Raw genomic sequence first — 26,488 nt, 5'->3', positions numbered from 1 at the left:
TCATCGCGCGCGCTCCTCGTCCTTGACGTTCCTGTCGCCTTTACCGCCCTTGCCTTTGTTGAACCGGTCGAGCGAGAACGTCTCGCGTGTGGCGGACAGTTTGTCGGCGGCGGTGACGAGCCATCCTTCCACGTAGCTGGGCGCGGTGGGCGTCATCGGGAACATGTGGCAGGAGATCGAATCGCGTTCGATCGCGTTGAGGCGGAAGTCGCGCATCGCGTTGAGCAGCGCGGCGTTGCCGTGCGTGAACCCGTGCAGCCGGTGCGTGCCGCCGTCCCAGTCATGCCAGTCGTAGAGGAAGTAATCGTGCAGGAGCGCGGCGCGCACGAGCGACTTCAGGTCGACGCGGTTCCACAGGTGCGCGCGGTCGGCGAGCCAGACGGCGAGGCACGCCACGCGGATGGAGTGCGCGAACGTCGACACGTTGCCGTGCTGGTAGTTCGCGCGTTCGCGCTGCATGTTCGGGTGCGCGAGCACTTCGCGCCCGTTTTCGGCGACGATCCGCCGTATCTGCGTTCGGGTGAGCAGACGTCCCACGATGTCGATCCCCTATCGGTCGGTTTCCATTCGGTGCCGATTGTACGAAGGGGATGTGTCGGGCACGCTCGTCCGCGGGGATGATTCACAAGGCGATTGCAGACGGGCGGGTCCGGCGTTCCGGCGGACCGCCGGTTTTGGTCATTACTCGGTCATTCCCCCCTGCGTCTGTCGGTCCAGATATTCGCGGTAGGCGCGGAACCCGCCTTCGAGGCTCGCCACGTCGTAGCCGCGGTCGGCGAGGATCTCGGCGACCTCCTCGCTCCACCAGCCTTCCGCGCAGAAGACGACGACGGTGCGTCCCACCGGTACGGTCTTCAGAACCTGCGCGAGCGGGTCGAGCGGCGCGTTGATTGCGCCTTCGATCGGATGCGCGGCCACGTCGGCCGGCTCGCGCAGGTCGAGCAGCGTGACGTTCCGCTTGTCGAGTGCGGCGAATTCGGCCGGCGTGATGCGGCGGATCGCGGATTCAGCGGTGTCGGACGCGGTCATGACCGCGTCGGCGGCGTCGCTATCGGCATGCCATGCGATGGGCATTGGTTCCCTTCTCTCTGTCAGATGGCGCAGGCGGGCTGGATGTAGCGGTCCAGGTCGAGCGCGGTGATGGTCGGGTTCTCGCCGCACACCGGGCAGTCGGGCACGCGTTTGGGCAGCGGCACGCGGCGGATGTTCATCGTGAGCGCGTCGACGGTGAGCATGCGCGCGACGAGAGGCTCGCCCACGCCGGCGATCAGTTTGACCGCCTCCGTCGCCTCGAGGCTGCCGATCACGCCGACGACCGCGCCGAGCACGCCCGCCTCTCGGCAGGTGGGGATCTCGCCGGCCGCGGGCATGTCGCGGAAGATGCAGCGGTAGCAGGGGCCCGCGCCCGGCACGACGTCCATCACCTGTCCGGCGAATCCGACGACGCCGGCGTGGACGAACGGTTTGCCGGCGAGCACGCACGCGTCGTTGACGAGGAACTTCGCGGAGAAGTTGTCGGTCGCGTCGATGACCAGATCGTATGGGGCGATGAGGTCCGCGACGTTGCCGGCGTCGACGAGCGTGTGGTGCGTCTCGACGGTGACGTCCGGGTTGAGCGCGCGGATCGCCCTGGCCGCGGATTCGACCTTCGGCTCGCCGACGGACGCGGTGGTGTGGATGATCTGGCGTTGCAGGTTGCTCAGGTCGACCACGTCGCCGTCGACGAGGCCGATGCGGCCCACGCCGGCGGCGGCGAGGTAGAGGGCGGCCGGCGAGCCGAGCCCGCCCGCGCCGACGATGAGCACGCTGGACTCCAGCAGCCGCTTCTGCCCCTTGACACCCAACCCCTTGAGGATCAGATGCCGCGAATACCGTTCAAGCTGTTCATCCGAAAACGCCATTACTCTCCTTCATTCTCGGCTCCCCTTGTCTGCGAGCCACCCGTCCGATGGGCCCTCACTCCGGCTCCCCTTGTCAGGGAAGCTGTCCGCGTAGCGGACTGAGGGGTAGTCTCAGTGCAGGTACCCCGTGGTCGGGCTGGACGGCACGGCCTGTCCCTCCGTCACCTTGCCGAGTCCGGCGAGGTAGGCGGCGCGGCCGGCGTCGATGGCGTGCTTGAACGCCTCGGCCATGAGCGGGATGTTGCCGGCGGAGGCGACGGCCGTGTACGCCATGACCGCGTCCGCGCCCATCTCCATCGTGTCGGCGGCCTGGCTGGGCCGGCCGATGCCCGCGTCGATGATGACCGGCACGTTCGCGTTGGCGATGATGATCTTGATGAAGTCGCGCATCCTCAGGCCCATGTTGGAGCCGATGAGCGAGCCGAGCGGCATGACGGCCGCGGCGCCCGCCTCCTCGAGCTGGCGTGCGGCGATCGGGTCGGGGAACATGTACGGCATGACGACGAAGCCCTCCTTGGCCAGCATCTCGGTGGCGCGGATGGTCTCGGCGTTGTCCGGCAGGAGGTACTTGGTCTCGTGCTCGATCTCCACCTTGACGAAGTCGGTGTGGCACACCTCACGCGCGAGGCGGGCGATGCGCACCGCCTCCTCGGCGTTGCGCGCGCCGGACGTGTTCGGCAGCAGCGTGATGCCTTCGGGGATGTAGTCGAGCACGCTGTTCTCGGTGGTGGTGGCGCGGCGCAGCGCCATCGTGACGATCTCGGTGCCCGCATGTTCGACGGTCGCCTTGATGAGGTTGAGGTCGTAGCGGCCGGAGCCGAGGATGAAGCGCGAGTGGAACTCGTGCCCACCGAGGTTGAGCGGCTTGTCTTCGACGGGCAGGATCGGCGCGGCGGTGCCGACCGGGTTGACGACCGAAGGCTGCGGCGGCAGCGGCGTCGCCTCGACGGACGCTTCGGTGACCGGATTGATGTTGCTCATGATATTCCCCTTCCTTGGGTTGATGTCTATTGCGCTCCCGCTGCCGGGAACAGGATCGAAGCTCTTCCCCGCTCCCGCTGGCGGGGAACAGGACCGAGGTTCCTTCTCCGCTCCCGCTGGCGGGAGCTGTCCGCAAAGCGGACTGAGGGTGGTCAGGCGGACCAGCCCCCTCAAGCCTCAGCCGCCCTGGACGAACTGGACGATCTCCATGACGCTCTGGTCGTCGAGCATCGCCTCGCCGCGCTTGTCGCGCGGGATGATCTCGCCGTTGAGCTCGATGGCGACGCGTTCGGCCCTGAAGCCGTGCGCTTCGAGATAATCGGCGACGCTGACGGGCGCGTCGAGCGTGACCTGCTCTCCGTTGACCTGCATAAGTCCTCGTTCTCCCTTCCGGATTCTCGGTCCGGATATCAAAAAAGGGTGCACGAAAGGAACCGTACCCTAAGTGGTGCGCCCATTCATGAACCCGGTCATGCGACCATGCGGCGCGGATGCCCGGCCACACGGCTTGGTTATCTGGTGCGAACGAGGGCGTTGGGACGTTCGAGGCTCCCGAGGCCTTGGCGAAAGAAGACGATTCCTTACGGCGGCATGACCCGCGTCAAGTTCCCCGGTCGAAGCTGGCGCTTCCTCTCAGCCTTGCGGCTCCCGTTCGTGCTGCCCCCAGTGTAGATGTCGACGATGACATCCCTACCCCGCTCCCACTGACAGCAATCGGCCGAAGCACTTCCTACCCCGCTCCCGCTGGCGGGAATCGACGGAAACACTTCCTTCCCCGCTCCCGCTGGCGGGAGCTGTCGTCGAAGACGACTGAGGGTGGTCAGGAGCCCAGCCCCAAACCACCCTCAGTCCCGCTACGCGGTCCAGCTCCCGCCAGCGGGAGCGAAAAACACACCCCCGTATAGCACGGCGGACCTCACGCCGCGCTATCGGCTCCCGCCGGCGGGAGCGACGACACGCCTTAGAACGTGCCGGGGGCCTTGTACGACGGGCCGTCGGACGTGGAGTCGGCGAAGACCTTGAGCTCCTCGACCTCGCGCTTGGCGTCGACAATCTGCTCGCGCACGCGGCCGTAGGCGGTGCCGCCCTTGCCGTTGCGGGAGTCGACGGAACCGTGGCTGGAAAGCACCTCGCGCACGCCCGGGGCCTTCTCGGCCGGCAGGAACGCGGCGAACGTGGACTTGAAGTCCTCGTCGGTCAGGTCCCACAGCTCCTGGCCGCGGCCTTCGGCGATCTTCACGCACGCGCCGGAGAGCTCGTGCGCGTGGCGGAACGGCACGCCGTTCTTGACGAGCCATTCGGCGATGTCGGTGGCGAGCGCGAAACCGGTGGGGGCTTCGGCTTCGAGGCGTTCCGCGTCGAAGCGCATGGTCTGGATCATGCCGGTGAACGCGGGCAGCAGCACTTCGAGCGTGTCAACCTGGTCGAACACGGCTTCCTTGTCCTCCTGCAGGTCGCGCGCGTAGGCGGTGGGCAGGCCCTTGAGCGTGGCGAGCAGGCCGGTCAGGTCGCCGATGAGGCGGCCGGACTTGCCGCGCGCCAGCTCGGCGATGTCCGGGTTCTTCTTCTGCGGCATGATCGAGGAGCCGGTGGAGTAGGCGTCGTCGAGCTTGACGAACGCGAACTCCTGTGTGTTCCAGATGATGATCTCCTCGGAAAGGCGGGAGATGTCGACGCCGGTCATGGCCGCGACGAACGCGAATTCGGCGACGAGGTCACGCGCGGCGGTGCCGTCGATCGAATTGTCGGTCACGCGGGAGAAGCCGAGTTCGCGGGCGACGGCCTCCGGGTCGAGTCCGAGCGTGTTGCCGGCGAGCGCGCCGGAGCCGTACGGGGAGGCATTGATGCGCTTGTCCCAGTCGATGAGGCGTTCGATGTCGCGCAGCAGCGGCCAGGCGTGGGCCATGAGCTGGTGGGCGAGCAGCACAGGCTGGGCGTGCTGCATGTGGGTGCGGCCGGGCATGACGGTGCGGCCGGCCTTCTCGCTCTGGGCGATGAGCGCGTTCACGAGTTCGATGAGGAGCTTGGCGATGACGCGTGCGTGGCGGCGCAGCCACATGCGGATGAGGCAGGCGATCTGGTCGTTGCGGGAGCGGCCGGCCCTGAGCTTGCCGCCGAGCTCGTCGCCGGCGATGTCGATGAGGCCGCGTTCCAACGCGGTGGCCTCGTCCTCGTCGTCTTCGATGGGCGCGAAGGTGCCGTCGTCCACGTGGCGCTGGAGCGTGTCGAGCGCGTCCTCCATGCGCTTGAGCTCGTCGTCGGTGAGGAGTCCGGCGCGGCCGAGGGCGCGCGCGTGGGCGCGGGAGCCGGCGATGTCGTCGTCGGCGAGTCGCCAGTCGAACTGGGTGGACTTGGACAGGCGGGCGAGCGCGGCGGACGGTCCGGAGGTGAAGCGGCCGCCCCACAGGGCGAGGTGTTCGGTGTTTTCGGCCATGCAGGTCTCCTTCAAGGGGTTCATGGATGCTGCTCGGATGATTGCGGATCCACGCACACGCGCGTTCCGCGGCTGTCCGCCAGCCTATCAGCGTCGGACTACATCGCCGGAGCCTGCGGACAACACCACCATGCCCGGCGGCATTCTCGTGTTCAATATCTTCGCCGCACTGGCCCAGTCCGAACGTAATCTTATACGGGAGCGTACCAACGCCGGGCTCAAGGCCGCACGTACGCGGGGACGAATCATCTATTCAATGGATATAGCTTGATGCCCTTAGAAGCCATTCCAGTATTTCGAAATTCGAAGTCCTCGGAAAACGGGACGGCAGGAATGGAAACTACGTCATGCATTTTCAAGTTATCCTCCCGCGTTGTCTCGCAGCCGCTACTGCGTGGACCACGACGGCAATGGACGCAATCATTGAACAATCAGGAAGCTGCCACGAACCGTTCCCCGATCAGAAACCTGAACTCGGCGACTTTTTCGGCAATTCGCTGCTGCTCGGCAAGCGGAAGAATAGGTATCAGCAAACTGTCCACCTGTGATTGGCTAATGTGTGGGACACTGATACCTGTAGTCTGATTCCCGATATGTGCCTTTAGCATTCCAGATTCAAAGATAATCTTAAGATACTCAACGAGTAATGTTCCAATCCCTCTTATTCGAAGCACACGTTGAACTAAATACGTAGGAATCTTGGAACTGGGGAAAAGCGCAGTTCGCAATCCGTCATTAATCCATGGTCTATCCATACCTAGAAGCAAATCATTTGCCATAAGCTCATAGCGTTCAGCGTTTACCGGAAGTGAATCCAGAAAAACCGTTTCATTCCACCTGACTTTATCGACTCCTAAATTGATGCCTCGCAACAGTCTGTACGGTCCAGCATCTTTGAACGTTTCACTCTTGAAAGCCTGACCACTTAAAATGTCTGCCGCGAAGCCAAGTCGCGCCCATGTCCAGCTGTCGGGTATTTCAAAGGGGATTTCATCGTCGATGCAAACAGGTGCATTCTTGCCGCGAGTCTCAAACCAGTGTCCGGCAGAGTCACGGTGGATGATGCTTTCGCCGCCTTTGATCGGTTTAATCTTCTTTTCGGCGATAAGTCGGCGACGCTCCTCGCGGATACGTTCCACGAGTTCGGAGCTGGTTCCTTCAGCAGGGTCTTGTGGCACGAGGTTGCCTTGGACGGCCTGCTGAAGGACGGCGCGAGGCAGATCCCGCCAGAACGCGGAATCTACAGCATCGCTCTCTCTCTCTCTAGAATTTCGAGCTGATCGGTGAGCGGCCGAAGCTCATCACATTTACTGACAATTCGACTTTGCTCAAGCATAGGTGGAAGCGGAATGAGCGTTCGTCCAAATTCCGCCCCCGATATTTCCGCGAATGTGGTGCCAGATGCTCTTTGTTTGATGTCGTGCATTCGGGCATTTACGCTGAGCATAATCCATCTGTTCATACTTTTTTCTGTAGGAACGACCGATTTGAAACCTTGATTTGTGGCTAATGCGCATCCGGCTAATGCCAAGTAACCGATTGGGGCACGACTAGACATCACAACCGAGCCTTCCGGCAATAACTGAGCCGAAGATTCCTTTAATCCAAGTTCGGAAATATACCTTTCTCCTCTGCTCACTGTCATCCCAGAGACAAATTTCATGTCCGCCGGCGTTATCCACGGAATTCCCGCTTCGGCTGAAGCCCAATAAGCCTTATTCCCCGTTTTCGGTGTTCCACCGCCGATGATCTGGCCAATGGCGTTGAGCCGGCACCACGTCCAGTTTTCCGGAATGTCGAATGGGATCTCGTCGTCGATGCAGACCGCCTCGCTTTTGCCGCGGCGTTCCCACCATGAGCCGTTGCCGTCCTTCCAGATGACGCTTTCACCGCCCTTGGGGGCCTTCGCCTTCTTCTGCTTGATGAGTCCGGCGCGTTCCTTGCGGATGCGCTCGACCAGCTTGCTGGCGGGCTCGTCGTTGGAATCCTGTGGTACGAGTTTGCCTTCGATGGCCTGCTGGAGGATGGACGCGCGCAGTTTCGCCGCGATGGGTGTGGTCTTCAGGTCGCTCATGCGTTCTCCTCCGTGTCATTGCCGATGAGGTCCATGATCTGTGCGAGCAGCGCGTCGATCTCGGTCTCGATGCGCTGTTTGTCTGACTTGTATTTGCCGATGAGCTGGCCGGGCGGCAGAATCTCCTCGTCCTCGTGCGGGTAGCCGCACTTGTCGAGACGGTAGTTGCCTTCGACGAGCTCACCCACCGTGTACTTCTTGGCCTTCCACGCGCCTTCCACGTCCGGGTCCGGGATCTCAACACGGGCGTCCCACCATTCATCGACCGGCTGGAAATGCTGCGGCAGAAGCGGCTTGGTCTTGGAGAAGTGCTTGTATCCCTCTGGCTTGTCGAACCTGTAGAACCATGTCTCCTGCGTGGAGCCGGTCTTGTCGAAGAACAGGATGTTCGTGTCGATGCTCGTGTACGGGGCGAAGACGCTTTCCGGCAGACGAATCACGGTGTGCAGGTTGCACTGCTTGAACAAGAACTTCTTGATGGCGATGCGCGTGTTGTCCTCGCCTTCAAGGAACCCGTTGGGAAGGACCACGGCCGCACGGCCGTTGATACGCAGTCGGGTGATGATGTACGACATGAACAGGTCGGCGGTCTCCGAGCTGCGCAGGTCGGCGGGGAACGCGGCCTTGTCGGCTTCGGTGGCGATGCCGCCGTAGGGCGGGTTCATGACGATGCAGTCCACGCAGTCCTCATCCTCGTAGTCGAGCAGACGCTTGCGGTCGAGCGAGTCGCCGTAGGTGATGTTGGGCAGGGCGATGTCGTGGAGCATGAGGTTGGTGATGCCCAGCATGTACGGCAGCGGCTTGAACTCCTGGCCAACCAAGCTGTTCTGCAACGACTCCATCGCCTTCGTATCACCCGGCTGCACCTGCCGTTCCAAATGGCGCAATGCATCGACGAGAAAGCCCGCAGTGCCGCACGCGAAATCGCCCACGGTCTCGCCGATGCGGGGATCCACGTGCTTGACGGCGAACGAGGTCACGGCGCGCGGCGTGTAGAACTCGCCCGCCTTGCCGGCCGACTGGAGGGACTTCAGCAGGGTCTCGTACACATCGTTGAACTCGTGGGTCTCATCGGCGTCGGAGAAGTCCACCTCGTTGAACAGGTTGAGCACCATGCGCAGCTGGATGCCGTTGGCCGCGTAGTTATGGCTGCGGTTCATGAACTCCTTGACCAGCAGGGCGCGCGGCGTGGAGCTGGGAAACGGGATGATGCGCGCACCGTTCCCGTTCTCCACGGCCTCGCCGCGCAGCGCGGGGAACAACTGGTTGTTCACGAAGTCGATGAGTTCGTCGCCGGTGCGCTGGTCCTTCAGCGATTCGCCGGTCGCCCAATCGCGCCACCGGTAGCCTTCCGGAATGACCGGCCGGTAGTCGTCATCGAGTTCGGCTTCCTCCTCCTTGTAGTCGAAGACCTTGAGGAACAGGATCCATACGATCTGGGAGAGGCGCTGCGCGGTGCCGTCGATGCCGGGGTCAGAACGCATGATGTCCTCAAGGCGTTTGATCAGGGGTGCAAGACTCACGTATTATTCCTCCTCGTACAGGGCGTTCTCCAGTTCGCCCAACAGCTCGTAGTACTTGTTCTTCCCGCCCAACGTCTTGACGGCCTTGAGCTTGGTGTAGCCGGCCTCCTTGAACTGTGGCAGCGTGAAGATGTCCAGATCGCGCAGCGACTCGAACCCGGAAGCCGCGTAGGCGTCCACGAGCAGACGCAGCAACTCGCGTTGACCGTCGTTGAACCGGTCCCGGTCGATGAACCGCTGCACGCAGGCCAGACGGGCACGGTGCTCGCGGCTCATGGGCGGATCGACCTCGTAGGCGATGCACAGGATGATGTCAAACGGGTCAACCTCATAGCCGTAACGGATACGGAAGCTCTCCGCCCAATCCGTCTCCAGCAGGAGGTTCTGCGCGAACGTGGCCTTCGCGTGATTATCGAGCCACGCCCGGCGGAACACGTCCACGGTCGGATACTGTCCGAGGATGTTGTTGCGCACGCACGAGTTCAGATTCTGCTCGACGAGATTGCCGTCGGCGTCCAAGTATTTGACCATCTCGCCGACGATCTCCACGTCCACGCCCGAGACGCGCGCCACCCTGCGGTTCTCCGGCGGTGTGGGCGGCATGTCTGGCGCGGTGGGCTTGATCGGCGGCTTCGGGATCGGCGCGTTCGGCGGGACGGTGAGCACGTCCACCGGGTCGCCGTCGAACGCCGGATCCTTGAACTTCAGGTAGTTGCTGCGGAAGTCGAGGATCGTGAAGTACATCTTGCTGCGGTCCTCGCCGTCCATCGTGTAGTAATCGACCACGCGGGTGCCACGTCCGATGATCTGCTTGAACTCGGTCATCGACCCGACAGTGCGGTCCAAGACGATCAGCTCGCAGGTCTTCGAGTTCACGCCGGTGGACATGAGCTGGCTGGTCACGGCGATGACCGGATAGCGGCATTTGTTCGTCGTGAACTCGTCCAACCGGGCCTCGTTGTCCGGCTCGCCGGAGACGATGCACGTCACGTACCGGGAATCCTCGGCCACGAGATCCGTGTTCTCGTTCTCCAACAGCCGCTGCATGGCGTGCGCGTGCTCGATGGTCTCGCAGAACACGATCGTCTTCGAGTAGCGCATGTCGTTGGTCTTCAGATATTCGCTGATACGTTTGGCGACCAGCTCACGACGTTCCTGAACGATGATATTGCGATCGAACTCCCGCTGCTCGTAGCGGCGTATCTCAATCGGGTTGCCGTCCACGTCCGTGGTACCCGCCGGCGGCTGGTATCCGTCCCGGTCGATGTCCAGCTCGGGGACGACGACCTTGTATGGGGCCAGGAACCCGTCCTCGATACCCTGCTTGAGCGAATACGTGTAGATGGGCTTGCCGAAATAGGCGATATTGCTCTTATTCGGGTCCGAATCATCCTTCGGCGTGGCGGTCAAACCGATCTGCGTGGCCGAATCGAAGTAATCAAGAATGTCATGCCAGTTCGAGGTCCGGTCCGCCGAACTGCGATGGCACTCGTCCACGACAATCAGGTCGAAGAAATCACGCGGGAACTTCCGGTAATGCCGGTTGATCTGGCCATCTTTCGCGGTGATGAACTGCTGATATATACCGAGGTAGATCGAGTGCGCGTAATCCGGCTTCGAGTTCTCGAACTTGACCATGTTGTCCTCGAACGGGGCGAAATCGCCATGCATGGTCTGATTGACGAGGTTGTTGCGATCCGCGAGGAACAGGACGCGTTTCTTCAACCCGCTCTTCCAGAACCTCCAGATCAGCTGGAACGCCATATAGGTCTTGCCCGTGCCGGTCGCACAGACGATCAGGACCTTCCTCTGCCCCTTAAGCACCGCCTGCGTGGTCTTATTGATGATGATGCGCTGATAATAGCGGGGCGTGATATTGCTGCTCGGCGACGTGTAGTAGGGGTACGTGTACTCGTCCACCATCTCCTGCGTCATGCCGCTTTCCGACACGAACCGCTGCCACAGCTCATCCGGGCCGGGGAAGTCCCTCATCTTCAGCTCGCGGTTCAGGCCGGAGACCATATCGCGTTCGATCAGATCGTCGCCGTTAGTCGCGTACGCGAACGGCACCGACAGTAGATTCGCGTAATCCACCGCCTGCTGATACCCCTCATCGGCCATATGGTCACGTCCCTTGGCCTCCACGAGCGCCAGCGGAATGTTCTGATGGAACAGCAGAAGATAGTCAAGCTTCTTCGGCTTACCTCGATGCGCGATGCCGTACTCGTCCACGGTGATACGCCCGTCGTTGACGTAATACTCCATTACGATACGGTCCTGACCGGGCCACCGCTGTTCGAGGACCGGCGTGATGAACGCCTTCTTCGTATTCTCCTCGTTGCGGAGCTGTTCGGCGATGTCGTCCGCGCTCAACGGCTTGATACCCGTGGTCTTGTGGAAGATGTCCTCCAGCGGCGAGTCAGTCATCTTCGCCTCCGCAGAATCGTTCGATCCACTCGTGAACCACGCCGGCGACCGTGGTCTCCCTATCCGCGGCGTACTTCTTCAACAGCTTCTTGTCCTCGACCGTCAACGACAGGCTCAACGTCGTTCTGACCTCGCTGTCCGACATGGGCACCCCTATTCAAATAAGTATTTACGTATTTACGTAAATATACAGCAGCGAGCAAGAACCTTCTACTACGCCGGCCAGTAGATGTGGGTCAGCGGCAGCAGGGTACGAGTCTGGGTGTCCGCGTTTTCGTAGTTATCCACGAGGACTCGGGTGAATTGGTCAAGGTCGAGCAGGGTCACCGGTATGCGCGCCCGTTCGGCCTCGTACAGGGCCTCCTTGGTGAAGCCGCCGGTGCTGACGTACAAGCCGCGGTCTGCGTCACGTAGTCCGGCGATGAACGAACGCAGCGCCGGAGCTCCCATGCTTTCCTTCCGGTGCTTCACCTCGACGACGATACGTGGGGATGACAATCCAAGACCGTCGGGCGAGGCGATGATGTCGCGCCCTTGATCGCCGCCGCTGCCGGTCATCATGGTTCGATAGCCCATCGCTCGTAGCATGCCCGCCACGAGGCGTTCCATGTCGTCCCAATCAAGGGCATGGATGCGATCTTTGATTTTCTCCAGCGCCTCCTCTTCGGTGACCATACGGATTTCCTCATCGTCGGTCATGTCGTCGGCGGAAGAAGCGGCATCGGATTCGATAATGACGTCGGGGGAACGCTCCTCCTTAAGGCTGTGGGCAAGATCGGCGTATGCATCCTCGTTGATGAGGCTGAGCGTGGCAATCGTGCCCAACGAGTTGCGGGACGTGTCGGACAATGCGTCCCGAGGGACGATGTGCTCCCACCTGACCTCGCGCGTATAGCAGGCATCGGCATCGGCCCGAACCGTCATGCAGTCGCCCGTCAGGATACCGATATGGTACTGGCGTCGTGCGGGATCATAGGTTACGACGGTATCGCCACATGACATGACCGAACCGAATCGGTATGTCTGCCCGACGATCATCGCACGCGCCTGAGGGGACTTGTCCGCGTAGAGACGGTCCACGCATTCCTTGACCTGTTCCCTCGATGCGTGGCCGAGGTCGAGGCCATCCAAGAGCCAGTAGATTGCCACGTATCCATGAGCGAACCAATCAGCCGCATACCGCGCTCCTCGTCCAGCGCGAATCAGCCATGCAGACAATCGATCGCCTCCCTGTCGCTCATGATTTCCGATGCCAGTCACGCCGGAATCGTTTGCCGGTATGTCCCGTCGTTCCGCGGGGACATACCGGCAAAGAGTTGTCGTGCCTGTAGTCAATCAATCATACGTCGGCAAGCGCTTTGTCAAGCAGGGCCCTCACGGCCGCGCTGCGGCTCATGTGATGGTCGCGCATGTAGCGTTCCAGTTTGGCGTCACGTTCGTCATCCAGACGTACGCGAATCACGTTGGTCGCGGGTGTCGTGCCGACTTCGAGCGGACGACCGGGAGCCCGTCGCATGGCCTCCTCGAGCTGCTCATCCGTGTACCCGCGTTCGGCTTCCTCGGCATCTGCTTTGAGCATTGCCGCTTCGTCGGCCGGCAGATCATCGTATGAGAGCATGGTGTAGTCATAGGTCATATCCATCGCCTGCCTCCTTCCATCAGTTTCACGTACTTGGTTCGCATGCGCATCGCGTGGATCAGTGCAGGACCCCTTGACGTTTCCACCACGACGACTTCCAAAGGAATACCATCCGGCGATATGCCGAGGTACAGCACCTTGAGCGGATCCTCGCGCAGCGTCAGCTCCCGTATCGCATGGGTCGCGACATACATGGCATCGTCAGGCTCGATGCCATGCTTGAGAGCTGAAGGGAATATGTTCATACCGAATATTGTACCACAAAACCTCCGCTACGGCAATGCCGCACCTGCTCATATCCACGATTCCAGTAGTCCGCCTAGCAAATATCTCCCAAAATCCTCGGAAACCGTCGTCCATCATGAAGCCGAGGAATCGTATTCTTACCGAGAACGCCCATTCGGGTTGTTCGGAATATGTAGGTGCGTACATATCCGGCACGGAACCGTTCACGTGCAGTTCCTCGTAGGCGATGCGCAGGGCTTCCGCAACATGGTCCCACCGGTATCGTGCCAGTCTTTTCCGTTCGGGCTTGACCAAATGAAGTGGGCGACATCAGGCATTACCTAGCACCTTATGTTCAGACTCATCGGAGTCCGCATCCGCGAAACAACCGACAAGACCGTTGTATGTGCGACTCCTCCCATCCTGGATTCTTCCCCAACATGCAACTTCATAAATGGTTTATGAAGTTCCGCCCCTAACTTCATAAATGGTTTATGAAGTTCCCGGACCGTATCGCACGGCGGATTGCGTGACGAGACCAACCAAGATATCATTTGTATAGATTTTCGATATACAAATGGAGGCTATGATGACATCGTCCATGGTGAACGTCCGGCTTGACGAAAGCACGAAGAAGGGCATGGCCGAGGTCTGCGGCGAACTCGGCATCAGCATGAGCGCCGCCTTCAACATCTTCGCCAAGACGGTCGTGCGCGAACGCCGCATCCCGTTCGAAGTGACCGCGGACCCGTTCTACTCGGCCGAGAACATGGCTCGTGTCCGCAGAGCGGCCGCGAAACTCGACGCGGGCCAAGGCACCGTCCACGGACTGATCGAGGAATGACGTGCTGCTTATCTGGACTGACGAAGCATGGGATGACTACCTCTACTGGCAGTCGCAGGACAAGAAGACACTCAAACGCATCAACAAGATCATCCAGGACATCCAACGCAACGGCGCGGCGAACGGCATCGGCATGCCGGAACCGTTACGCGGAAACCTATCTGGCTATTGGTCTCGTCGCATAGACGACAAGAACCGCATCGTGTACCGCGTCACCGGCGGAGAATCGGACAATCTCGAAATCGCCGTCTGCCGCACCCATTACGGCGACCACTGATACGACGATTCTCAGATCAGCCCCAGCTTCCGGAACGCGTTGGCGATGCCGTCGTCGTGGATGTCGGTGGTCTGGAGGTTGCAGCATTGCTCGATGCCGTGAATGGCGTTGCCCATCGCAACGGACGTGCCGGCGGCCTTGAGCATCACCATGGCGCAGGCCCCCGTTTCCGCAAAACGCCAGCCGAAAACCAATCAACCCTGCAAACGACCGCATATGACGCGACTCGTTTGCCGGAAGACACGATTATTTATAGAATCATAATTTAGTAAATTACGATTCTATAAATTGCATCTCACGTGCGGAAAGGCCGGCATCATGTTCGTGGGAAGGACCAGGGAACTCGCCACGTTGGAACGACGATGGAACTCGTCGCGATTCGAGTGCGTCATCGTGTACGGACGGCGACGCGTGGGCAAGACCACACTCATCAACCGATTCCTCGACGGACGTCCGGCCATCTTCTTCCCGGCCATCGAATCCAATGCCGCCCGGAACCTCGAAAACCTCAGCCGCGGCATCGCCCTGTACCGCGCCGCCTCCGGAGACGACGACTTCACCGGCACGGAGGATGCCGCACCGGTCTACCGGGACTTCGCCACGGCGCTGGAAGCGGTGTTCTCGATCGCCCGCCGCAAACGCCTCGCACTCGTCATCGACGAATATCCCTATCTCGCGAAAGCCGACCGGTCCATCAGCTCCGTCCTGCAACACGCCATCGACCGGCACAAGGACGACAGCCGGCTCATGATCATCCTCTGCGGCTCATCGATGTCGTTCATGGAACGACAGGTGCTCGGATATTCCAGCCCGTTGTACGGACGCCGCACCGCGCAGATCAAGGTGGAACCCTTCGGATACACCGACACACGAACGTTCCTGCCCCGATACGGAGCCGAGGACGCAGCCATCGCATACGGCCTGACGGGCGGCATCCCGCAGTATCTCAGACAAATCGACGATACGGCGAGCATCCCGGACAACATCCTTTGGAACATCATCGACCCGGACTGCTATCTGTTCGAGGAGCCCGGCAACCTGCTCAAACAGGAACTGCGCTCGCCGTCCGAATACAACGCCGTCATTCAAGCCATCGCCTCCGGCTCCTCCCGAGCGAACGCCATCGCCACGGCATGCCACATGGAGACCGCGTCATGCTCCACATACCTGCGCAATCTCATCGATCTGGGCATCCTCTACAAGGAGACCCCGTTCGGCGAACATTCGCCCCGCAAGACGATCTACCGCATCAAGGACTCGTTCTTCCGGTTTTGGTACCGCTATGTGCCGACGAATCTGCCGTTGATCCAGTCCGGCAACGCCGCCATCGCCGCCGAACGCATCATGCGGTCGATCAACGACTTCATGGGCCCGGTATTCGAGGACATCTGCACGCAATGGCTTTGGGCGCACGACACGACAGGAGATCTGCCGTTCCTCGTGCTCGACTCCGGACGCTGGTGGGGAGCCGATCCCAGGAGCCGCAGCCAGGAGGAGATCGACATCGTCGCCACCGGCAGAGCAAAACGGCGTGACCGAGCAACTGAAAGCTGAAAACCAAATGGAATGGGTGCGGCAGATGAACGCTTGCAAGGCACAGGCAGAGGAAGTTGTGAAAGCGGAATTGATTTATGATTGAGTGAGAAAGTCCAGGCAGAAAACTGTTCGGACTTTTCTTATATATTCCAAAATGACGGTAGAATTGTTCACGAGTTTTATGGTATAATTTGAATACGAAAATTAAGCAACAAATCGGAATTGACAGAGGTAATGAAATGTTTGAAGAATTAGGAATTAGTTTTGGCACAGCACTATAATCGTCTTACTTGCATTATATTTTATAATTAAGTGGGCGGTCAAAAATGGAATAAAAGAAGCCTATAGGGATATTACAGGGAAAGTCACTACCGAGGATATTGAGACAGAACAAATATGTAACGAAGAGGAAAAATAGTTAATAAAGAGAGGTGCATATGCTATGCCAGGTATACTTGTGGTTGAAGATGATGAAAATTTAAATCGTGGAATTACATTTTCACTGAAAAAATCCGGATATGAGGTTTTTTCAGCAGAATCAGTGAAAAAAGCGAAAAGAATTGCAAGTGATAATAATGTGGATGTTGCCATTTGTGATGTGAATCTTCCGGATGGAAACGGATTAGAGCTTGTCGGATGGATGCGGAATTGTCAAAATGTATATATTATCTGTCTTACCGCGTTGGATCAGGAGACAGATCAGGTCATGGGATATGAAGCCGGTGCGGACGATTATATGACGAAACCGTTCAGCCTTTCCGTACTTCTTCTGAAAATCGGGGCTCATTTCCGCCGCAGAAAGAATGAACCTGGAACTCCAAAAATTCATTCAAAGGATATCGTGTTTATCCCCGGAGAGATGAGGGCGTTCGTAAAGGAAAGAGAAATAAGCCTTACGAAGAATGAACTGAAAATGCTGTCCTTTTTTCTTCAAAACCCGAAACAGATTCTTTCAAAAACACAGCTGTTAGAAAACGTGTTTGATCTGGATGGTGATTTTATGGATGAAAACACGGTAGCTGTGAACATCAGAAGGCTTCGGAAGAAAATCGAAGAGGATCCGGCGGCTCCGGTCTATATTAAAAACATCCGCGGGCTTGGGTATATATGGAATCAGGAGGTAAGTCAGTGACGAAACGACATCGTAAAAAGTGGGTTGATGCCTTGTCACTGGTGCTGCCGGTTCTACTCTTTTTTGCAGTATTGAACTGCTTTACCACCTATTTATATTATCAGGATTATCAATGTAAAATGGATATCCTGACAGAAGTTGCGGCGGGCGCAGAGACCACCGGCATGGATGTTGCCGCAGGATGGCTGAAAGGAAACGACCATCAAGCCAATGAACAAGGTAAGCAATTATTAGAGCAATACGGGTACTGGGAAAACAAAGGGACTTCGTTTTATGTGCGCTTCCGGCAGAATATCATGATAACCGGCTGTACAAGCGCAGTGCTATGTCTGTCTTTGCTAACGTTCCTGTTTTACCGGAAGAAAGCTGAGGCGAAAGAAAGTCGGAAACGATTGGAGCAGCTAGAGCAAATCCTGATTGCATTTCGGGAAAATCACTTTGAGGTAGTGCCGGACACAGAAGATCATGTCTGGCAGGAAAGACTGAAATTTCAGCTTGAAGCAATCGGACATCATATCCAGCTGCTGCAAGAGGAAGCCAGAGCGGAGAAGGAAAGCACAAAGGAAATGGTATCCGACATTTCCCATCAGCTGAAAACCCCGGTTGCAGCCTTGGATACCTGCTTTAGCATATTGCTGCGGAACAATCTGAGTGAGACGGAGCAACAGGAATTTCGCATCCGCTGCCGGAGTGCATTGGACGGATTGGAAACATTGTTGCAGTCTCTGCTGGAAATATCCAAACTGGAGACAGGTTTGATTCAGCTTGATCAGAAAACACTTCCCATTATGGATACGATCATCTCCGCAGTAAACCGAACGTATCCAAAGGCAGCGGAGAAAGGGATAGAACTTATTTTCGACTGCAACGAATCACTGGAGCATTGTGCACTCATGCAGGATAAACGTTGGCTTGGAGAAGCAATCATTAACGTTTTGGACAATGCCATCAAATACAGCCCAGAACATTCAAAAATCACGATCCGTCTACAAAAAAGAACCGGCTTTGTGAGAATTGAGATCGAGGATCAGGGAATCGGAATCCCGCAGAGTGAATACCATAAAATATTCCAGCGGTTTTACAGAGGGACTGCGCCGGAAGTCCGCGAAAAGAGCGGAACTGGCATCGGTCTGTATCTGTCCAGACAGATTATTGAGCAGCATGGTGGGACAATCACGGTAGCCTCCGGCAAAGTCAGAAAAGGAAGTACCTTTTTGATTCAGCTGCCGGAGAATGGACTTTCGTAGAGATGATGAGCAGAAGTCTTTCAAATCTGTAAGACTTCTGCTCTCTTTTTGAAAGTGAAATGAAAGGTTCCTTTGATACAATGCTGGTAAATAAGAAAAGGAGGCCATTGGAGTGGGCGTGATATTAGAAACCAAGCAGCTTTGCAAATTTTATGAGACGGGGGAAAATCAGGTCAAAGCCGTCAATCATGTGAATATCCAGATTCAACAGGGAGAATTTGTCGCCATTGTCGGAAAATCCGGCTCCGGAAAAAGTACCCTGCTGCATATGCTGGGCGGGCTGGATACACCAACCAGCGGCAGCGTGATCTTGTCTGACAAGGACCTGTATTCCATGAAGGAGGATCAGCTTGCCGTTTTCCGGAGAAGAAAGATCGGATTTGTATTTCAGGCATTCAATCTGGTATCCTCCATCAATGTGTGGGAAAATATCGTTCTTCCGTTGGGGCTTGACGGAAAAAAAGTGGATAAAGCTTATGTCAATGATATTATCACCACACTGGGTCTTGAACACCGGATTCATAATCTTCCGAATACCCTCTCCGGAGGACAGCAGCAGCGCGTTGCGATTGCAAGAGCCTTGGTAAACAGACCGGAGATTTTGTTTGCGGACGAGCCAACCGGAAATCTTGATTCCAAGACAAGTGACGAGGTGATCGCGCTGCTGAAAATGAGCGCAAAAAAATATGGACAGACGATTGTAATGATTACCCATGATGATGAGATCGCGCAGGTTGCTGACCGTATTTTAGTCATCGAGGATGGACAGGTGGTGGATTTCAATTGAGGACGATCAGCAAAATTGCATTCAGCAACGACAAAAGAAATCGGACAAGAAGTGTCCTCATTATGACGGCGATTTGCCTGACTACCATGCTTCTGGTCATTATCAGTACAATTGGAAATGGACTGATCCTCTTACAGAAGGATCAGGCTGCAAGCTCATACGGAAGCAACTACGGCCTGTTTATCGCCGCAGATGGTACGCAATTAAAAGAAGTGGAACGCAGAGCTGAGATATCTGATATCGGCATCATGTGTACGGAGGGCATCCTGAAAGGAAATGAGAATGGCGGCTTTGTCAGTGCGGATGAAACGGTCAGGAAAATGCTTCCCTATAATCAGGAATATGTGTTGAAGGAAGGTACCTATCCGGAAAAGGCGCAGGAAATTGCCGCAGGACGCGCTTTCTTTGATGCAGTGGGATACCATGATGTAAAGGTCGGAGACACCGTAACATTGGAGTACCGTTCCGGCATGCAGTCGGAATACGCACCGATGGAATTTACTGTCAGCGGGCTTTTATATGACCGGGATGAATATACCATCGAGGCTTCCTATGTTGTATTCGGTTCGCAGGATTTTTATAATGAGCGTGTTGCGGAGGGTGACAGGCAATATAATATCTATTTTACCTTGAGCGATTCTGCAAATGTATCTATGAATAATGTTGCGCCTGTTATAAAAGAAATCGCGGATTCCTGCGGCATTGACCAGAAAAACGTGATCATCAATGACCTCTACCTGCAGTGGGTATTGCAGCCGAGCTATGAAATGATTGTGGTTTGTGGAACCCTGATCCTCGGAATCGTGCTGTTTTCCGTTGTGGTCATTTATAATATCTTCCAGGTCGGGATCGCCCAGAAGGTTCAGGAGTACGGAAAAATCAAGGCGCTGGGTGCAACCAGAAAGCAGATGAAGCAGTTGATCTTTCGTGAGGGCATTCTTCTGGCGGTTCCTTCGATACCGCTGGGGCTGCTGTTTGGTTTCCTGATTGCAAACGTCAGCTTCAACTGGCTGGTGGAGCAGGGAAATCTGGTATCGTCCGGAATCAAGAACCATCAGGTGCCTCTGTTTTCACTGACAATTATGCTCATCTGCATTTTTGTATCGTTTCTTACGGTCGTTTTGGCTCTGCGCAAACCCATGAAAATTGTTTCCCGGATTTCACCCATCGAAGCGACACGGTATCTTGACGGCTCCAAAACGCAAAAACAGGGCAGACGAAAAGGCAGAAAAGATGTCACCGTTTTCTCCATGGCAATGGCAAATGTGACAGGCAATCCGAAAAGAACCATTGCTACGATTCTTACCATGGGGCTTTCCTGTGTATTGTTTGTAATTATCTCTAATTATGTTGGGAATATTGACACGCAGCACGAGGCGCGGATTGCAATCAACCATGGACAATTTGAGTTGCAGCTGGATTATTCCCAGAATTATGATGAAGCCTATTCGGAGAATAATCTGGACACAATCCTACAGAACAACCCACTGAATGATTCTTTGATTAAAGAAATCAAATCCATCCCCGGTGTAACGGATGTACTGACGAGAGAAATCGTCTCTGCAGATCTGAACGGAACAAAATTTCCGGTTGCAATCGTAAATCAAGAGGATTTTGAAATGATGCGCGGGGATGGCGATATCGGTTCCATGGACTATGCACAGGCTGTCAAAAACGGGGATGTTTTCTTTGGCTGGTCCAAGTGGATGGAAGCTGACGGGTATTCTGCGGGTGCACCGATTACATTCAACTTTGACAACGGAAGTGAAACCTATACCTATCAGGGAAAGATTGCAGGATCCTTTGTAAGCGCGGACACTTATCTTGTCATTCCGGAAGGTGTATACCGTTCCATGAATCCGAGGGGAACAGCCTATGGATATCTGTGGGTGGACTGTGATAAAAAAGATGTGGCATCTGTAGAGCAAAGCCTGAATGACCTGCTCTCCGATACTTCTCATATCAAGCTGAACACCTATCACGCAGAATTGCAAACCGCAGAATACGCAAGCCGTATGATGAAGCTTGGCTGCTATCTGTTCATGGCAATTGTCGGTCTCATTGGGTTTATGAATCTGGCAAACACTATGATCATCAATATCATCACGAAGAAGCAGGAATACGGTGTGCTGCAAGCGGTAGGCATGACCAATAAGCAGTTGAATCTGAGCTTACAAATACAGGGCTTGATTTTTACGGTTGGCACCATCTGCGTCGCACTTGCTGCCGGTCTGCCCCTTGGCTATGCACTGTTTTCCTATGCGAAGCATAATGGGATTTTTGGAATGAACGTTTATCACGTTCCTCTTATCCCGATTCTTGTTATGATTCTTCTGGTTGGTATTCTACAAATTGTGCTTTCCTGTGTTTTAAGCAGTAATCTGAAAAAGGAAACGCTGGTAGAAAGAATAAGGTATCAGGGATAGCAAGTAATATGTAATGAACTAGGTCTTAACGAAGAGGAGAAATAGATAACTTCCGATTTGTCGAACTGATAAAATCCCTTTAGGAACTAAAGGGCGCACTTCTATACTCCCCTGTCGGAAGTATCGTGCGTCCTGCGGAGCTTCATTCCCGGTCGGCAGAAGAAAACTGCATGACCGAGAATGTTGCGTCACTTCGTTCCGTCAAGGTGGCTACACCCCCTTGCGCCGCTAATGCGGCTATCCCCTGTGGACTTGCCGTCCGCAAACAGCATAAAATGCTGTTCGCCGCCAGCAAGTTTGGAAAAACAAATACCGAAAATCAGACCGTTGACTGGTCGCACTATGCGAAAAGTCGGCGGTCTTTTTTTATCCCCAAAATCAAAAAAGGAGGTCAAGCACAATGACAAAACCGAAAACCCTTGAACAGCTCCGAGCCGAAAAGGAACGAGCCGAGACGCAGCTTGCGCAGGAACAGCACAAGCTGGAGCGTCTGGAGAATCGAAAGAAGTATCTGGAGAAAGGCGAACGCACCAAGCGCACCCACCGCCTTTGCAATCTGGGCGGCACGATTGAGAGCCTTGCCCCGGAGGTCAAAGATCTCACACGCACCGAAATGACAGAGCTGATGGAGTACATCTTTTCTCTGGCAGAAGTCCAGCGAGCCGTCCACCATATGGCGATTACCCACATCAGCCAAGCAAACAGAGAAAAGGAGTTGAAAGTCGATGGCACTATTTCATCTGAGCGTCACGCAGACTAAACGAAGCGCAGGACAGTCCGCTATTGCTTCTGCCGCCTACCGAGCCGGGGAGCGATTGTATAGCGAGTATTACGGCGAATACAGCGACTACACACGCAAGGGCGGCGTGATCTGCTCTGACATTCTCCTGCCGTCCCATGCACCGCCCGAATACGCAGACCGCCAGACGCTATGGAACGCCGTGGAAAAAGCCGAGCGTGGAAAGAACGCCCAGCTTGCATACAGCTTTGACATTGCCTTGCAGAATGAATTTTCCCTTGAGGAAAACATCGCTCTTGCAAGGCAATTTTTGTTGGAGAACTTTGTGAGCCGGGGCATGGTGGTTGACTTCGCCGTACACCAGCCAGACCGGGAGGACGGCGGCATACCAAATCCGCATTTTCATGTGCTTTGCCCCATCCGCCCCATCGAGCAGAACGGCAAATGGGGGCTAAAGCAACGCCGGGTGTACGAGCTGGACGAGGACGGCAACCGTATCCGGGACGCAGACGGAAAGTTTGTGTTCAACGCCGTTCCCACTACCGACTGGGGCAGTCCCGAAACGCTGGAATACTGGCGGCAGACATGGGCGGAGCTATGCAACGCCAAGTTTGCGGAAAAGGGGCTTGACGTTCGTATCGACCACCGAAGCTATGAGCGTCAGGGCGTGGAGCTTCTTCCCACCGTCCATGATGGCGCAACCGTCCGGGCAATGGAGAAGAAAGGCATACGCACCGAGAAAGGCGAGTTCAACCGCTGGATCAGAGCCACCAACGCCGTTATCCGGGACATCAAGAAGAAAATCGCTCTCCTGTTTGATTGGATTGCCGAAGCAAAAGCGGAGCTTGCCAAGCCGCAGGCACCCGACCTTGTTTCTCTGCTGAACGCCTATTACACCCAGCGCAGAGCCGGGGCGTATTCGCAGAAAGGCAAGGTCAGCAATCTAAAGGAGATGAACGAGACTTTCAATTATCTCCGGGCAAACGACATTTACTCCCTTGAAGATTTGGAACACCGTGTCAGCGAACACAGTGCTGCCACAGAGAGCTTGAAGAAAACGCTGGACGAACAGACCGCCCGAATGAAAGCAATTAAGCAGCTCTATGACAGCTCCGCTGCTTTCCAGAGCTTGAAGCCTATCTATGACGGCTTGCAGAAAATCAAGTTTGAGAAGCCCAGAGCCAAGTACAAGGCAGAGCATGAAGCGGAACTGAAACAGTTCTACGCCGCCAGACGAAAGCTGACCGGAGAGTTCCCGGACGGTAAGGTGGATATGAAAAAGCTGTCCGCAGAGTATGACGCTCTGGAACAGGCGCATGAAACCACCTACGGCGAGTTTAAGACCGTCAGAGACGATTTACACCGCCTTTGGAAGGTCAAGTCATGCGTAGATACTGCCGCCCGATTTAACGAGCGTACAGAGGAACAAAAGCTCCAAAATCGACCCCAAACACGACACAAAAAGGAGGATATATCCCGATGAAAAAATACGACTGGAAGAACGAATACAACCCCATCCGCAGAACGGCAAAACGCCTTTTGAGCGGAGAGCCTTTGACCGATGGCAGACCGCTTTCCAATCTAATTGAGCTGGACGAACACACCCGGAAATGCCTTGCCTTTGAAGCCACCCTCACCGACCGTCAGATTGATATGTTGCAGGATTTGGGCTATCTGCCCGTTACCACAAGACAGTACGGTGAGGAATGTGCAAACTGCCCCTATACGCTGGACGAGCGTGAGCATGGCGTTTGCAGACGATGCGCTGTTTTCAAGAAGTAAGGAGGACGCTCATGCAGTACACCCAAGCACAGATTGACCGGGCAAACGCCGTCAGTCTGGAAGATTTTCTCCGCACACAGGGAGAAACGCTTATCAAAAGCGGACGGGAATACCGCTGGAAAGAGCATGACAGTCTGACCGTCCGAGGAAACAAATGGTTTCGCCACAGCCAGAGTAAGGGCGGCTATCCCATTGATTTTGTCATGGAGTTTTACGGAAAGTCCTTTCCCGAAGCCGTCCAGCTCCTGATCGGCGAAAGCGGCGAGGGACAGAGCGAAGCCAGCACAGCACCGCCCACAGCGTTTCACTTGCCCTTGCACAACAGAACAGCCGACAGAGCAATTCAATATCTTTGCGAAAGCCGAGGTCTCAACAAAATGCTTGTTGAGGCTTTTCTTCTTTCCGGGGATATTTACGAAGACGCAAAGCGGCAAAATGTTGTGTTTGTTGGCAGAGACCGAAGTGGTACGCCGAGATACGCCCATGTGCGAGGAACGGCAGACCCATTCAGACAGGACATTGCCGGGTCTGACAAGTCCTATCCGTTCCGATACGAGGGCAACGGCAACCAGCTCTTTGTCTTTGAAGCGCCGATTGACCTGTTATCGTTCATCTGCCTTTATCCGCAGGACTGGCAGACAAGGAGCTATCTTGCCCTGGGCGGCGTTTCGGGCAAAGCCCTTGACCGTTTTCTTTCTGAACGCAAGGACACCCGAAAAGTATTCCTCTGCCTTGACAGCGACACCGCAGGAAGTGAAGCCTGCTCCCGACTGGCACAGTCCATTCCCGGCGAGATCGCCGTCATTCGCCTTGTCCCGGCAAGGAAAGACTGGAACGATGTTCTCCGTCAGCAAGGGGACATTCCCAGCCGCAAATTCATAGCCGAGACAATCACGCTGCGAGAGCTGCCCACCGCCCAGCCTGTCCCAATGCTCCGCATGGCAGATGTGGAGCTGACGAGCGTGGATTGGCTATGGTTTCCGTATATCCCCTTTGGAAAGCTGACGATCATACAGGGCAACCCCGGTGAGGGCAAGACCTACTTTGCCATGCGTCTTGCGGCGGCTTGCACCAACCGAAAGCCTTTACCCGGTATGGAGAAACTTGAGCCTTTCAATATCATCTATCAGACCGCAGAGGACGGTTTGGGCGATACCGTTAAGCCCCGGCTGATGGAAGCGGACGCAGACCTTGAACGAATGCTTGTCATTGACGATAGAGACACGCCGCTGACTCTTGCCGATGAGCGCATAGCAAGGGCAATCCGTGAGAACAACGCAAGGCTGGTTATCATTGACCCGGTACAGGCGTTTCTGGGCGCAGATGTGGACATGAACCGGGCAAACGAGGTGCGCCCAATATTCCGCAGTCTGGGAGACATTGCACAGGCTACCGGGTGCGCTATCGTGCTGATTGGACACCTCAACAAAGCCGCAGGAACGCAAAGCACCTACCGGGGATTGGGGTCTATCGACATTACGGCGGCAGTCCGCAGTCTGCTGTTTATTGGCAAGCTGAAAGACAGTCCCACAACAAGGGTGCTTATCCATGAGAAAAGCTCCCTTGCGCCGCCCGGACAGTCCCTTGCCTTTTCTCTGGGAGACGAGAAAGGCTTTGAATGGATAGGAGCTTATGACATTACCGCTGACGAGCTTCTTGCCGGGACAGACACCGCCAAGACCGAAAGCAAGACCGCACAGGCGCAAATGCTCATTCTGGAACTGCTTGCAGATGGAAAGCGTATGCCGAGCGCAGAGCTGGAAAAGGCAGTCAATGAGCGTGGGATTTCCTCACGCACCATGAGAACGGCAAAGAGCCGTATCGGGGACAGACTTGTGACCGAGAAAGACGGCACAGCATGGGTCTGCTATCTCCGAGATTGACAACAGGAACACGGCAAGCGTGGCAAAGACGGCAAGGTTTTTATAGATACCTTAATGTTGCCGCCTTGCCTTGTTCCCTCATACCGACACCGCCCGATGATGAACAGTCACCGGGCATTTTTCATTTACAGGAGGATTTTGAATGAACAATACCGCAACCAACACCGCCACTTGCCCTACTGTCAGAAAGCAGATTGGCAAGACAACCTATATCGTCCGTGTGCATTTCAGCCAGACCGCAAAAGAGACAATGGAGGACAAAATCAAGCGTCTGCTCCGTGAGGAAGTCCGCAAAATGTGACTTCTTTGTGAATTTGATGAAAAAGTCCTTGACTTTTCGTCTCTGGGGAGGATCCGAAGACCATGCTGTTCTGCGAATGCAAGTGGCGCAGCGTGCCGACCGGGCTGCGCCAGCTTGAAACGCTGCGCAATCGGGCCGAGCTCCTGCATCCCGAGCACGGGCACTACATGCTCTTCTCGAAAAACGGTTTCGACGAACACGTCACGAGTCGCGCGGCGCAGGCGGACGACGTGACGCTGGTGGACTTCGGAAGCATGTGACGCGACCGCCCGCCGCCCGTTCATCGACCGGTTCCGCGAAGGCTTGGAAAGACAAAAGGACGGGGTCCTC

General features: G+C 56.3%; 31 protein-coding genes and 1 pseudogene. 17 read left to right on the top strand and 15 right to left on the bottom strand.

Annotated features, from left to right (window positions below):
• The 6 genes from BSTEL_RS01585 to argH form a co-directional block, all read right to left on the bottom strand.
• Nucleotides 1-537: an HD domain-containing protein gene (locus BSTEL_RS01585; RefSeq protein WP_193788483.1), complete on the bottom strand. Its 537-nt coding sequence runs from the start codon at nucleotides 535-537 to the stop codon at nucleotides 1-3.
• 144 nt (nucleotides 538-681) lie between these two features.
• Nucleotides 682-1,074, bottom strand: coding sequence for a rhodanese-like domain-containing protein (locus BSTEL_RS01580; protein ID WP_034526310.1), 393 nt, complete (start codon nucleotides 1,072-1,074; stop codon nucleotides 682-684).
• 17 nt (nucleotides 1,075-1,091) lie between these two features.
• The gene (gene thiF / locus BSTEL_RS01575; RefSeq protein ID WP_034526309.1) at nucleotides 1,092-1,901 is read right to left on the bottom strand and encodes a thiazole biosynthesis adenylyltransferase ThiF; all 810 of its coding nucleotides are present in this window, start codon (nucleotides 1,899-1,901) and stop codon (nucleotides 1,092-1,094) included.
• 111 nt (nucleotides 1,902-2,012) lie between these two features.
• Nucleotides 2,013-2,882, bottom strand: a complete 870-nt coding sequence (locus BSTEL_RS01570; protein ID WP_084686034.1) for a thiazole synthase — start codon at nucleotides 2,880-2,882, stop codon at nucleotides 2,013-2,015.
• Nucleotides 2,883-3,059: 177 nt separating this feature from the next.
• Nucleotides 3,060-3,254 (bottom strand): sulfur carrier protein ThiS, encoded by a 195-nt coding sequence (thiS, locus tag BSTEL_RS01565; RefSeq protein ID WP_034526307.1) that lies wholly within the window; start codon nucleotides 3,252-3,254, stop codon nucleotides 3,060-3,062.
• Nucleotides 3,255-3,843: 589 nt separating this feature from the next.
• Nucleotides 3,844-5,316 (bottom strand): argininosuccinate lyase, encoded by a 1,473-nt coding sequence (gene argH / locus BSTEL_RS01560; protein WP_034526306.1) that lies wholly within the window; start codon nucleotides 5,314-5,316, stop codon nucleotides 3,844-3,846.
• On the opposite strand from argH, the gene BSTEL_RS13095 reads away from it, so the two are divergent.
• Entirely contained in the window at nucleotides 5,315-5,587 is a 273-nt protein-coding gene (locus BSTEL_RS13095) for a recombinase family protein (RefSeq protein WP_084686033.1), read from the top strand. The genes argH and BSTEL_RS13095 overlap by 2 nt on opposite strands.
• Nucleotides 5,588-5,747: 160 nt before the next feature.
• Here BSTEL_RS13095 and BSTEL_RS12020 read toward each other — a convergent pair whose 3' ends face one another.
• The 8 genes from BSTEL_RS12020 to BSTEL_RS01530 all read right to left on the bottom strand — a co-directional run bounded on the left by BSTEL_RS12020 (nucleotide 5,748) and on the right by BSTEL_RS01530 (nucleotide 13,224).
• Nucleotides 5,748-6,455, bottom strand: a complete 708-nt coding sequence (locus BSTEL_RS12020; protein ID WP_156963115.1) for a restriction endonuclease subunit S domain-containing protein — start codon at nucleotides 6,453-6,455, stop codon at nucleotides 5,748-5,750.
• A gap of 101 nt (nucleotides 6,456-6,556) precedes the next feature.
• On the bottom strand, nucleotides 6,557-7,390 hold the full coding sequence (locus BSTEL_RS01555) for a restriction endonuclease subunit S (RefSeq protein WP_051922748.1): 834 nt from the start codon (nucleotides 7,388-7,390) through the stop codon (nucleotides 6,557-6,559).
• A complete protein-coding gene (locus BSTEL_RS01550) occupies nucleotides 7,387-8,913 on the bottom strand; it encodes a class I SAM-dependent DNA methyltransferase (protein ID WP_034526304.1) in 1,527 nt (508 codons plus the stop codon). The genes BSTEL_RS01555 and BSTEL_RS01550 overlap by 4 nt, the downstream gene beginning before the upstream one ends.
• Nucleotides 8,914-8,916: 3 nt before the next feature.
• The gene (hsdR, locus tag BSTEL_RS01545) at nucleotides 8,917-11,340 is read right to left on the bottom strand and encodes an EcoAI/FtnUII family type I restriction enzme subunit R (protein ID WP_051922747.1); all 2,424 of its coding nucleotides are present in this window, start codon (nucleotides 11,338-11,340) and stop codon (nucleotides 8,917-8,919) included.
• Nucleotides 11,333-11,485, bottom strand: a complete 153-nt coding sequence (locus BSTEL_RS12015; protein ID WP_156963114.1) for a hypothetical protein — start codon at nucleotides 11,483-11,485, stop codon at nucleotides 11,333-11,335. The genes hsdR and BSTEL_RS12015 overlap by 8 nt, the downstream gene beginning before the upstream one ends.
• Nucleotides 11,486-11,553: 68 nt before the next feature.
• Nucleotides 11,554-12,489, bottom strand: coding sequence for a restriction endonuclease (locus BSTEL_RS01540; RefSeq protein ID WP_238567597.1), 936 nt, complete (start codon nucleotides 12,487-12,489; stop codon nucleotides 11,554-11,556).
• 190 nt (nucleotides 12,490-12,679) lie between these two features.
• Nucleotides 12,680-12,982: a hypothetical protein gene (locus tag BSTEL_RS01535; RefSeq protein WP_034526302.1), complete on the bottom strand. Its 303-nt coding sequence runs from the start codon at nucleotides 12,980-12,982 to the stop codon at nucleotides 12,680-12,682.
• Entirely contained in the window at nucleotides 12,973-13,224 is a 252-nt protein-coding gene (locus tag BSTEL_RS01530) for a hypothetical protein (RefSeq protein ID WP_034526300.1), read from the bottom strand. The genes BSTEL_RS01535 and BSTEL_RS01530 overlap by 10 nt, the downstream gene beginning before the upstream one ends.
• 569 nt (nucleotides 13,225-13,793) lie before the next feature.
• Between BSTEL_RS01530 and BSTEL_RS01525 the strand changes: the two genes are divergently transcribed.
• Nucleotides 13,794-14,048 carry a type II toxin-antitoxin system RelB/DinJ family antitoxin gene (locus BSTEL_RS01525; protein WP_084686032.1) on the top strand — a complete coding sequence of 85 codons (255 nt, stop codon included), beginning with the start codon at nucleotides 13,794-13,796 and terminating at the stop codon, nucleotides 14,046-14,048.
• Between the two features lies 1 nt (nucleotide 14,049).
• A complete protein-coding gene (locus tag BSTEL_RS01520) occupies nucleotides 14,050-14,325 on the top strand; it encodes a Txe/YoeB family addiction module toxin (protein WP_034526296.1) in 276 nt (91 codons plus the stop codon).
• 11 nt (nucleotides 14,326-14,336) lie between these two features.
• Here the strand turns inward: BSTEL_RS01520 and BSTEL_RS11655 are convergent.
• Nucleotides 14,337-14,471: pseudogene (locus BSTEL_RS11655) on the bottom strand (HAD hydrolase family protein); the annotation flags it as partial.
• A 172-nt stretch (nucleotides 14,472-14,643) separates the two neighbouring features.
• On the opposite strand from BSTEL_RS11655, the gene BSTEL_RS01515 reads away from it, so the two are divergent.
• The 14 genes from BSTEL_RS01515 to BSTEL_RS01470 all read left to right on the top strand — a co-directional run bounded on the left by BSTEL_RS01515 (nucleotide 14,644) and on the right by BSTEL_RS01470 (nucleotide 26,418).
• Complete coding sequence (locus BSTEL_RS01515) at nucleotides 14,644-15,879, top strand: ATP-binding protein (protein ID WP_084686052.1); 1,236 nt, start codon at nucleotides 14,644-14,646, stop codon at nucleotides 15,877-15,879.
• Nucleotides 15,857-15,964: a TnpV protein gene (locus BSTEL_RS11650; RefSeq protein ID WP_476544856.1), complete on the top strand. Its 108-nt coding sequence runs from the start codon at nucleotides 15,857-15,859 to the stop codon at nucleotides 15,962-15,964. Before BSTEL_RS01515 ends, BSTEL_RS11650 begins: the two co-directional genes overlap by 23 nt.
• Nucleotides 15,965-16,138: 174 nt before the next feature.
• Nucleotides 16,139-16,279 carry a DUF6019 family protein gene (locus tag BSTEL_RS12970; protein ID WP_420796386.1) on the top strand — a complete coding sequence of 47 codons (141 nt, stop codon included), beginning with the start codon at nucleotides 16,139-16,141 and terminating at the stop codon, nucleotides 16,277-16,279.
• A 24-nt stretch (nucleotides 16,280-16,303) separates the two neighbouring features.
• Complete coding sequence (locus BSTEL_RS01510) at nucleotides 16,304-16,993, top strand: response regulator transcription factor (RefSeq protein WP_034526294.1); 690 nt, start codon at nucleotides 16,304-16,306, stop codon at nucleotides 16,991-16,993.
• Nucleotides 16,990-18,240, top strand: coding sequence for a sensor histidine kinase (locus BSTEL_RS01505; RefSeq protein ID WP_202962063.1), 1,251 nt, complete (start codon nucleotides 16,990-16,992; stop codon nucleotides 18,238-18,240). The genes BSTEL_RS01510 and BSTEL_RS01505 overlap by 4 nt, the downstream gene beginning before the upstream one ends.
• A 112-nt stretch (nucleotides 18,241-18,352) precedes the next feature.
• On the top strand, nucleotides 18,353-19,027 hold the full coding sequence (locus tag BSTEL_RS01500; RefSeq protein WP_034526289.1) for an ABC transporter ATP-binding protein: 675 nt from the start codon (nucleotides 18,353-18,355) through the stop codon (nucleotides 19,025-19,027).
• Between the two features lie 86 nt (nucleotides 19,028-19,113).
• Nucleotides 19,114-21,453: an ABC transporter permease gene (locus BSTEL_RS01495; protein WP_202962062.1), complete on the top strand. Its 2,340-nt coding sequence runs from the start codon at nucleotides 19,114-19,116 to the stop codon at nucleotides 21,451-21,453.
• A 170-nt stretch (nucleotides 21,454-21,623) separates the two neighbouring features.
• The gene (locus BSTEL_RS11645) at nucleotides 21,624-21,857 is read left to right on the top strand and encodes a hypothetical protein (RefSeq protein ID WP_084686030.1); all 234 of its coding nucleotides are present in this window, start codon (nucleotides 21,624-21,626) and stop codon (nucleotides 21,855-21,857) included.
• On the top strand, nucleotides 21,854-22,213 hold the full coding sequence (locus tag BSTEL_RS01490) for a DUF3847 domain-containing protein (RefSeq protein WP_034526285.1): 360 nt from the start codon (nucleotides 21,854-21,856) through the stop codon (nucleotides 22,211-22,213). The genes BSTEL_RS11645 and BSTEL_RS01490 overlap by 4 nt, the downstream gene beginning before the upstream one ends.
• Nucleotides 22,179-23,675, top strand: a complete 1,497-nt coding sequence (gene mobQ / locus BSTEL_RS01485; RefSeq protein WP_033495402.1) for a MobQ family relaxase — start codon at nucleotides 22,179-22,181, stop codon at nucleotides 23,673-23,675. The genes BSTEL_RS01490 and mobQ overlap by 35 nt, the downstream gene beginning before the upstream one ends.
• Nucleotides 23,672-23,974, top strand: a complete 303-nt coding sequence (locus BSTEL_RS01480) for a hypothetical protein (protein ID WP_033495400.1) — start codon at nucleotides 23,672-23,674, stop codon at nucleotides 23,972-23,974. Before mobQ ends, BSTEL_RS01480 begins: the two co-directional genes overlap by 4 nt.
• A gap of 11 nt (nucleotides 23,975-23,985) precedes the next feature.
• A complete protein-coding gene (locus tag BSTEL_RS01475; protein ID WP_034526282.1) occupies nucleotides 23,986-25,857 on the top strand; it encodes an AAA family ATPase in 1,872 nt (623 codons plus the stop codon).
• Nucleotides 25,858-25,999: 142 nt separating this feature from the next.
• Entirely contained in the window at nucleotides 26,000-26,158 is a 159-nt protein-coding gene (locus BSTEL_RS11640; protein WP_006428300.1) for a transposon-encoded TnpW family protein, read from the top strand.
• 62 nt (nucleotides 26,159-26,220) lie between these two features.
• Complete coding sequence (locus tag BSTEL_RS01470) at nucleotides 26,221-26,418, top strand: acetyltransferase (protein ID WP_238567596.1); 198 nt, start codon at nucleotides 26,221-26,223, stop codon at nucleotides 26,416-26,418.
• The last annotated feature ends 70 nt before the right edge of the window (nucleotides 26,419-26,488 follow it).

It is taken from the genome of Bifidobacterium stellenboschense (genome assembly GCF_000741785.1).
Classification (GTDB): Bacteria; Actinomycetota; Actinomycetes; order Actinomycetales; family Bifidobacteriaceae; genus Bifidobacterium; species Bifidobacterium stellenboschense.
Note: the sequence above shows the minus strand (reverse complement) of the source record. Positions and strands in the feature narration are given on the sequence as shown.

What these genes read in the sequence shown, in the direction of transcription:
- BSTEL_RS01580 (WP_034526310.1), bottom strand. Translation starts at nt 1,074, where the DNA reads ATGCCCATCGCATGGCATGCCGATAGCGACGCCGCCGACGCGGTCATG.
- thiF (WP_034526309.1), bottom strand. Translation starts at nt 1,901, where the DNA reads ATGGCGTTTTCGGATGAACAGCTTGAACGGTATTCGCGGCATCTGATC.
- BSTEL_RS01570 (WP_084686034.1), bottom strand. Translation starts at nt 2,882, where the DNA reads ATGAGCAACATCAATCCGGTCACCGAAGCGTCCGTCGAGGCGACGCCG.
- thiS (WP_034526307.1), bottom strand. Translation starts at nt 3,254, where the DNA reads ATGCAGGTCAACGGAGAGCAGGTCACGCTCGACGCGCCCGTCAGCGTC.
- BSTEL_RS13095 (WP_084686033.1), top strand. Translation starts at nt 5,315, where the DNA reads ATGCAGGTCTCCTTCAAGGGGTTCATGGATGCTGCTCGGATGATTGCG.
- argH (WP_034526306.1), bottom strand. Translation starts at nt 5,316, where the DNA reads ATGGCCGAAAACACCGAACACCTCGCCCTGTGGGGCGGCCGCTTCACC.
- BSTEL_RS01555 (WP_051922748.1), bottom strand. Translation starts at nt 7,390, where the DNA reads ATGAGCGACCTGAAGACCACACCCATCGCGGCGAAACTGCGCGCGTCC.
- hsdR (WP_051922747.1), bottom strand. Translation starts at nt 11,340, where the DNA reads ATGACTGACTCGCCGCTGGAGGACATCTTCCACAAGACCACGGGTATC.
- BSTEL_RS12015 (WP_156963114.1), bottom strand. Translation starts at nt 11,485, where the DNA reads ATGTCGGACAGCGAGGTCAGAACGACGTTGAGCCTGTCGTTGACGGTC.
- BSTEL_RS01535 (WP_034526302.1), bottom strand. Translation starts at nt 12,982, where the DNA reads ATGGATATGACCTATGACTACACCATGCTCTCATACGATGATCTGCCG.
- BSTEL_RS01530 (WP_034526300.1), bottom strand. Translation starts at nt 13,224, where the DNA reads ATGAACATATTCCCTTCAGCTCTCAAGCATGGCATCGAGCCTGACGAT.
- BSTEL_RS01525 (WP_084686032.1), top strand. Translation starts at nt 13,794, where the DNA reads ATGACATCGTCCATGGTGAACGTCCGGCTTGACGAAAGCACGAAGAAG.
- BSTEL_RS01515 (WP_084686052.1), top strand. Translation starts at nt 14,644, where the DNA reads ATGTTCGTGGGAAGGACCAGGGAACTCGCCACGTTGGAACGACGATGG.
- BSTEL_RS01510 (WP_034526294.1), top strand. Translation starts at nt 16,304, where the DNA reads ATGCCAGGTATACTTGTGGTTGAAGATGATGAAAATTTAAATCGTGGA.
- BSTEL_RS01495 (WP_202962062.1), top strand. Translation starts at nt 19,114, where the DNA reads ATGCTTCTGGTCATTATCAGTACAATTGGAAATGGACTGATCCTCTTA.
- BSTEL_RS11645 (WP_084686030.1), top strand. Translation starts at nt 21,624, where the DNA reads ATGACCGAGAATGTTGCGTCACTTCGTTCCGTCAAGGTGGCTACACCC.
- BSTEL_RS01490 (WP_034526285.1), top strand. Translation starts at nt 21,854, where the DNA reads ATGACAAAACCGAAAACCCTTGAACAGCTCCGAGCCGAAAAGGAACGA.
- mobQ (WP_033495402.1), top strand. Translation starts at nt 22,179, where the DNA reads ATGGCACTATTTCATCTGAGCGTCACGCAGACTAAACGAAGCGCAGGA.
- BSTEL_RS01480 (WP_033495400.1), top strand. Translation starts at nt 23,672, where the DNA reads ATGAAAAAATACGACTGGAAGAACGAATACAACCCCATCCGCAGAACG.
- BSTEL_RS01475 (WP_034526282.1), top strand. Translation starts at nt 23,986, where the DNA reads ATGCAGTACACCCAAGCACAGATTGACCGGGCAAACGCCGTCAGTCTG.
- BSTEL_RS11640 (WP_006428300.1), top strand. Translation starts at nt 26,000, where the DNA reads ATGAACAATACCGCAACCAACACCGCCACTTGCCCTACTGTCAGAAAG.
- BSTEL_RS01470 (WP_238567596.1), top strand. Translation starts at nt 26,221, where the DNA reads ATGCTGTTCTGCGAATGCAAGTGGCGCAGCGTGCCGACCGGGCTGCGC.